Raw genomic sequence first — 5,374 nt, 5'->3', positions numbered from 1 at the left:
TATGCGTCCGGCTCCACAAGGCCGTGGTTACAGGGTTCGCAAACGCAGTAACCACGTAACAGTAATTGTAGATACTAAAGCAACTAAAAATTAATAAAAGATTTAACTAAGTAATATGGGTCAAAAAACAAATCCAATAGGAGCCAGGTTAGGAATCATTCGTGGTTGGGACAGTAACTGGTTTGCTAATAAAAGGGAGTATCCAAAAAAACTAATTGAAGATCATAAGATCAGAAATTATTTGAATGCCCGTATCAACAAGGGTGGAATAGCAAAGATTGTTATTGAGCGTACACTTAATAAATTAATTATCACTATTCATACTTCTAAGCCAGGTATTATTATCGGTAAAGGCGGTGGAGAAGTGGACAGGATTAAAGAAGAATTGAAAAAATTATGTGGTAAAGATGATGTGCAGATTAATATTTTAGAAATACGCCGTCCGGAACTTGATGCAAACATTGTTGCTGATACTATTGCCCGTCAATTGGAAAATCGTATCAATTACAAAAGAGCTATTAAAATGTCAATAGCCTCTGCTTTAAGAATGGGTGCAGAAGGAATTAAAGTAAAAGTAGGTGGCCGTTTAGGTGGTGCTGAGATTGCACGTAGCGAAGAAATTAAACAAGGCCGTACACCATTGCATACACTGCGTATGGATATTGATTACGCAAACGTATTTGCATTGACTGTGTATGGTAAAATAGGTGTTAAGGTTTGGATTTGTAAAGGTGAGGTTTTAGGCAAAAGAGATTTAAATCCAAATGTTGTTGCAGGTGGTGGTAAAGAAGGCGGACCGGGTGAAAGACAAGGTGGATTTGAAAGAAGAGATGACAGAAGAGGTGGAGATGACCGCAGAGGCGGCGGCGGTGGTGGAGACAGAAGAGGCGGCGGCGGTGGAAACCGTGGCGGTGGCGGCGGAGGAAGAAGATAAATGAAATGTATGATTTCGGATGTTTGATTTAAGATTTCATCCGGGGTTAAGTTTAAAATAAAATTGTAAAGCTGTTTGATTTGTGTATTTGAAAAATCATAAATCATAGATCTTACATCATAAATTGAAAAAAGATGTTATCACCAAAAAGAAGTAAACACAGAAAGACACAAAAAGGCAGAATGAAGGGAGATACCAAACGTGGTGCAACCTTAGCCTTTGGATCATTTGGTTTAAAAGCACTGGATAGTGTTTGGTTAACCAACCGTCAGATAGAAAGTGCCCGTCAGTCGTTGACCCGTCATATGAAGAGAGAAGGAAACGTGTGGATAAGAGTTTTTCCTGATAAGCCTATTACCGCTAAGCCTGCAGAGGTAAGGATGGGTAAAGGTAAAGGTAACCCTGAGGGATGGGCGGCAATTGTACAACCAGGCAGAATCATTTTTGAATGTGACGGAGTTAGTGAGCAAACTGCAAAAGAAGCATTTGCACTTGCAGCACAAAAACTACCCATCTTAACCAAGTTTGTAGTACGTCACGATTACGAGGCATAAAAATTTGCAAATTTGCAACTATGCAAATTGACAAATTTATTGAAGTAGCGAATTTTAGAATTATCAAATTAATAATACAATGGCGAAGAAAGTTGATTTTGTAAAAAGCCTTAGCGGATTAGGTGAAGCAGATTTAAAAGCAAAGATCCAGGAAGATGAGTTGCGTTTAAAAAAGTTATCATTCGCTCATGCAATTTCTCCACTGGAGAATCCGCAAAGTATCCGTTTATTAAGAAGGGATATTGCACGACTGAAAACCGCAGTAAGAAAGTTACAAATAGGGTAACTCCTGTCCTGAAAAGGGAAAAAGTAAAGATTAAGTTTTATATAAATAGCGAAAGCTAAAATTTATAACAATGCCAGAAAGAAATTTAAGAAAGACAAAATTAGGAGTGGTATCCAGCAATAAAATGGATAAAACCATTACTGTTAATGTAGAAAGAAAAGTAAAGCATCCGCTTTATGGAAAATTTGTAAAGAAAAGTACAAAGTTTCATGCTCATGATGAAAAGAATGAGTGCAGTATTGGCGATACAGTTAAAATAATGGAGAGCCGTCCTTTAAGCAAAACAAAGCGCTGGAGACTGGTTGAGGTGGTAGAGAAAGTTAAATAAAAAAGCGGTGAGCTTAAAGCTATAAGCAGTGAGCCACAACTTGAAAAATATTAGTATAAAATGCTAGCAGCTCAAAGCTAATAGCTCAAAGCTAAAAAAAATGATACAACAAGAAAGCAGACTAAACGTAGCAGATAACAGCGGAGCAAAACAAGTTTTGTGTATCCGTGTATTGGGAAACAGCGGACAGGATTATGCAAGAATCGGCGATAAAATTGTAGTTACTGTAAAAGATGCCATGCCTGCAGGTGGTATTAAAAAAGGAACTGTGAGCAAAGCTGTAATTGTTAGAACTACTAATAAGTTACGTCGTAAAGATGGTTCTTACATTCGTTTTGATGATAATGCAGTAGTATTATTAAATGCATCAGACGAACCAAGAGGCACACGTATTTTTGGGCCGGTGGCTCGTGAATTGCGTGACAAAGGTTACATGAAAATTATTTCATTGGCACCGGAAGTACTTTAAAAAAATGTGGGTTACGATCCGCCGCGGCGGATACGAGCCGCATAAATTAATAAAAAGATTTTCAATGCTATAGAGTGGAGCTCAAAGCTCGAAGCTCATAGCTCAAAGCAAAATAAAATGAGCACAAGATTTAAACCAAAGTACAACATCAAAAAAGGAGATACCGTTATCGTGATTTCTGGCGAAGGAAAAACACAGAAGAATGATAAGGGTGTGATGGAGTATAAGCCACGTAAAGTGTTGGAAGTTATTTTAGAAAAAGGCAAAGTGCTGGTTGAAGGTGCAAACATTATAACCAAGCATACTAAGCCTACATCTCAAAATACTAAAGGTGGTATCATTAAAAAAGAAGCGCCTATAGCCATTAGTAATGTAATGCTTTGGGATGCAAAAGCCGGAGTACCTGCTAAAGTAAAGCTTACACGGGATAACGGAAAATTAGTAAGAATTTCAAAAAAATCAGGGGAGGTAATAAAATAATGAGCACAAAATCTAACAACCCAAGGTTAGCAGATAAGTACACTGCAGAAGTGATACCTGCTTTAATGAAAAAATTCAGTTATAAAACTGTAATGCAGGCGCCTAAATTAACCAAGATTTGTTTGAATCGTGGTGTTAACGGTGCGGTTACAGATAAAAAACTGATTGACATTGCAATTGATGAGTTATCATCAGTAACCGGTCAAAAAGCTGTAGCAACAATGTCTAAAAAAGATATTTCAAACTTTAAGTTGCGTAAAAACATGCCCATTGGTGCAAGAGTTACACTTCGTGGAGTTAAAATGTACGAATTTTTAGACAGGCTTGTATCTGTATCACTACCACGTGTACGTGACTTTAAAGGTATCAATGATAAATCATTTGATGGCCGTGGTAACTACACACTGGGTGTAACGGAGCAAATCATTTTTCCTGAAATTGATATTGATAAAGTAAATAAAATTACAGGACTGGATATCACTTTTGTAACAACAGCAAATACCAACGAGGAAGCATTTGAATTGCTGAAAGAATTGGGTATGCCTTTTAAAAACGTAAAGAAATAACCCCGGGTAAAATCAGGGAAAAAACAAAAATAAAACATGGCAAAAAAATCAATTGAAGCCAGGCAAAGAAAGCGTGAAGCAGCCGTTGCCAAATATGCTGATAAAAGAACAGCTTTAAAAGCAGCAGGTGATTATGCAGGTTTGGATTTATTACCAAAAAATGCATCACCGGTTCGTTTAAGAAACCGTTGCCAGCTAACCGGCAGACCAAGAGGATACATGAGGTATTTTGGTCTTTCAAGAAACCAATTTCGTGATATGGCACTGCAGGGTAAAATACCGGGTGTTACTAAAGCAAGCTGGTAAAGCCCCCTAAATCCCCCCAAGGGGGACTTGGATATCGCATTGACAAAATTTATTTAATCAATTAACTAAAATAACAATGGTTACTGATCCTATAGCAGATTATTTAACAAGAATACGCAACGCACAAATGGCTAATCACCGTATTGTAGAAATACCTGCAAGCAATTTGAAAAAGCGTATTACTGAAATATTGTACGATAAAGGTTACATTTTAAAGTACAAGTTTGAAGAAGATAAAAAACAAGGTCTTATTAAGATTGCATTAAAGTATGATGCAGCTACTAAATTACCTGTTATACAAAGTTTAGAAAGAGTTAGCCGCCCGGGTTTACGCAGTTATGCAAAGCCAGGCGATTTTAAAAGAGTAAAGAATGGTTTGGGAGTTGCTATAGTTTCTACATCAAAAGGTGTAATGACCGATAAAGAAGCAAAGGCACAAAATGTAGGCGGAGAAGTTCTTTGCAACATTTACTAGCCCCTAAACATCTAAACCTCTAAACGGGTTTTGACAAAAGATACATGATTTGACAATTAAGCCTTAGTCGTGGCTGAACACAAATCGAATTAAAATAAAAAATAAAAAAACCGACCATGAGCAGAATAGGAAAAAAACCGGTAGAATTTCCAGCAGGTGTAACCATTTCGGTTAACAACGAAAACGTGGTTACTGTAAAAGGACCAAAAGGAGAATTGAAACAAACGGTTGACAGAGATATTAAAATTGAAGTAAAGGAAGGAACCGTTGATGTGGTGCGTCCTACTGAACAAATACGTCACCGTGCAATGCATGGTTTGTACCGCTCTTTAATCAGCAATATGGTTTTAGGTGTAACAGAAGGCTATAACAAAAAATTAGAATTGGTGGGTGTGGGTTATAAAGCATCTAATCAGGGTAATCTTTTAGATCTTGCTTTAGGTTATTCTCACAATATTGTTTTTGAAATACCTAAAGAATTAAAAGTTACTACTTCTCAGGAAAAAGGACAAAATCCCATGATTAGTTTTGAGAGTATCGATAAACAATTAATTGGCCAGGTCTGTGCAAAAATCAGGAGCTTACGTAAGCCAGAACCATACAAAGGTAAAGGTGTGAAATTTGCAGGCGAGGTGTTGAGAAGAAAAGCTGGTAAATCGGCAGGTAAGTAAACCCCTATCCATTAAAGGGGGAAAAGCGGAAAAATTAAAATTCATCCTGGCAGTATCAGGATAAAACAGAAATAACATGAACAGTAAATCAAGCGCAAGAGTAAAAATTAAATACCGCATCCGTAAAAAGATAAGCGGTGCTGCAGCAAAACCAAGATTGAGTGTTTTTAGAAGCAATGCAGATATTTATGCTCAATTAATTGACGATGCTAACGGTGTAACATTAGCCGCAGCTTCATCAAGACAAAAAGATATTGCTGCACAAAAAGCGCCTAAAATTGAAAAAGGTAAATTGGTTGGCGCTG

Annotated in this window: 11 protein-coding genes; all 11 read left to right on the top strand. The window is 37.2% G+C overall.

All coding sequences use genetic code 11. The features are described from left to right. The first annotated feature begins 115 nt into the window (after nucleotides 1-115). Nucleotides 116-934, top strand: a complete 819-nt coding sequence (gene rpsC, locus ACY65O_RS19535; RefSeq protein WP_462222536.1) for a 30S ribosomal protein S3 — start codon at nucleotides 116-118, stop codon at nucleotides 932-934. Between the two features lie 134 nt (nucleotides 935-1,068). After that, nucleotides 1,069-1,488: a 50S ribosomal protein L16 gene (gene rplP, locus ACY65O_RS19530; RefSeq protein WP_462222535.1), complete on the top strand. Its 420-nt coding sequence runs from the start codon at nucleotides 1,069-1,071 to the stop codon at nucleotides 1,486-1,488. Nucleotides 1,489-1,567: 79 nt separating this feature from the next. Continuing rightward, nucleotides 1,568-1,774: a 50S ribosomal protein L29 gene (gene rpmC, locus ACY65O_RS19525; protein ID WP_462222534.1), complete on the top strand. Its 207-nt coding sequence runs from the start codon at nucleotides 1,568-1,570 to the stop codon at nucleotides 1,772-1,774. Nucleotides 1,775-1,844: 70 nt separating this feature from the next. Then, nucleotides 1,845-2,102 (top strand): 30S ribosomal protein S17, encoded by a 258-nt coding sequence (rpsQ, locus tag ACY65O_RS19520; protein ID WP_462222533.1) that lies wholly within the window; start codon nucleotides 1,845-1,847, stop codon nucleotides 2,100-2,102. 100 nt (nucleotides 2,103-2,202) lie between these two features. Beyond that, nucleotides 2,203-2,571, top strand: a complete 369-nt coding sequence (gene rplN / locus ACY65O_RS19515; RefSeq protein WP_462222532.1) for a 50S ribosomal protein L14 — start codon at nucleotides 2,203-2,205, stop codon at nucleotides 2,569-2,571. A 117-nt stretch (nucleotides 2,572-2,688) separates the two neighbouring features. Beyond that, the gene (gene rplX / locus ACY65O_RS19510) at nucleotides 2,689-3,051 is read left to right on the top strand and encodes a 50S ribosomal protein L24 (RefSeq protein WP_462222531.1); all 363 of its coding nucleotides are present in this window, start codon (nucleotides 2,689-2,691) and stop codon (nucleotides 3,049-3,051) included. Continuing rightward, entirely contained in the window at nucleotides 3,051-3,617 is a 567-nt protein-coding gene (gene rplE / locus ACY65O_RS19505) for a 50S ribosomal protein L5 (protein ID WP_462222530.1), read from the top strand. The genes rplX and rplE overlap by 1 nt, the downstream gene beginning before the upstream one ends. A gap of 36 nt (nucleotides 3,618-3,653) precedes the next feature. After that, a complete protein-coding gene (gene rpsN, locus ACY65O_RS19500; RefSeq protein WP_462222529.1) occupies nucleotides 3,654-3,923 on the top strand; it encodes a 30S ribosomal protein S14 in 270 nt (89 codons plus the stop codon). A gap of 76 nt (nucleotides 3,924-3,999) precedes the next feature. Further along, the gene (rpsH, locus tag ACY65O_RS19495; protein WP_462222528.1) at nucleotides 4,000-4,398 is read left to right on the top strand and encodes a 30S ribosomal protein S8; all 399 of its coding nucleotides are present in this window, start codon (nucleotides 4,000-4,002) and stop codon (nucleotides 4,396-4,398) included. 116 nt (nucleotides 4,399-4,514) lie between these two features. Further along, entirely contained in the window at nucleotides 4,515-5,069 is a 555-nt protein-coding gene (gene rplF, locus ACY65O_RS19490) for a 50S ribosomal protein L6 (RefSeq protein WP_462222527.1), read from the top strand. A gap of 76 nt (nucleotides 5,070-5,145) precedes the next feature. After that, nucleotides 5,146-5,374 (top strand): 50S ribosomal protein L18 (locus tag ACY65O_RS19485; protein WP_462222526.1); only part of this gene is annotated, 229 nt, incomplete at its 3' end.

This window comes from Ferruginibacter sp., assembly GCF_031430955.1.
Taxonomy (GTDB): domain Bacteria; phylum Bacteroidota; class Bacteroidia; order Chitinophagales; family Chitinophagaceae; genus Ferruginibacter.
The sequence above is the reverse complement of the archived record's forward strand: the minus strand, read 5'-3'. Positions and strand labels throughout refer to the sequence as shown.

Coding starts and splice junctions, on each gene's coding strand:
- rpsH (WP_462222528.1), top strand. CDS start 4,000: ATGGTTACTGATCCTATAGCAGATTATTTAACAAGAATACGCAACGCA.
- rpsQ (WP_462222533.1), top strand. CDS start 1,845: ATGCCAGAAAGAAATTTAAGAAAGACAAAATTAGGAGTGGTATCCAGC.
- rpsN (WP_462222529.1), top strand. CDS start 3,654: ATGGCAAAAAAATCAATTGAAGCCAGGCAAAGAAAGCGTGAAGCAGCC.
- rpmC (WP_462222534.1), top strand. CDS start 1,568: ATGGCGAAGAAAGTTGATTTTGTAAAAAGCCTTAGCGGATTAGGTGAA.
- rpsC (WP_462222536.1), top strand. CDS start 116: ATGGGTCAAAAAACAAATCCAATAGGAGCCAGGTTAGGAATCATTCGT.
- rplP (WP_462222535.1), top strand. CDS start 1,069: ATGTTATCACCAAAAAGAAGTAAACACAGAAAGACACAAAAAGGCAGA.
- rplF (WP_462222527.1), top strand. CDS start 4,515: ATGAGCAGAATAGGAAAAAAACCGGTAGAATTTCCAGCAGGTGTAACC.
- rplN (WP_462222532.1), top strand. CDS start 2,203: ATGATACAACAAGAAAGCAGACTAAACGTAGCAGATAACAGCGGAGCA.
- rplX (WP_462222531.1), top strand. CDS start 2,689: ATGAGCACAAGATTTAAACCAAAGTACAACATCAAAAAAGGAGATACC.
- rplE (WP_462222530.1), top strand. CDS start 3,051: ATGAGCACAAAATCTAACAACCCAAGGTTAGCAGATAAGTACACTGCA.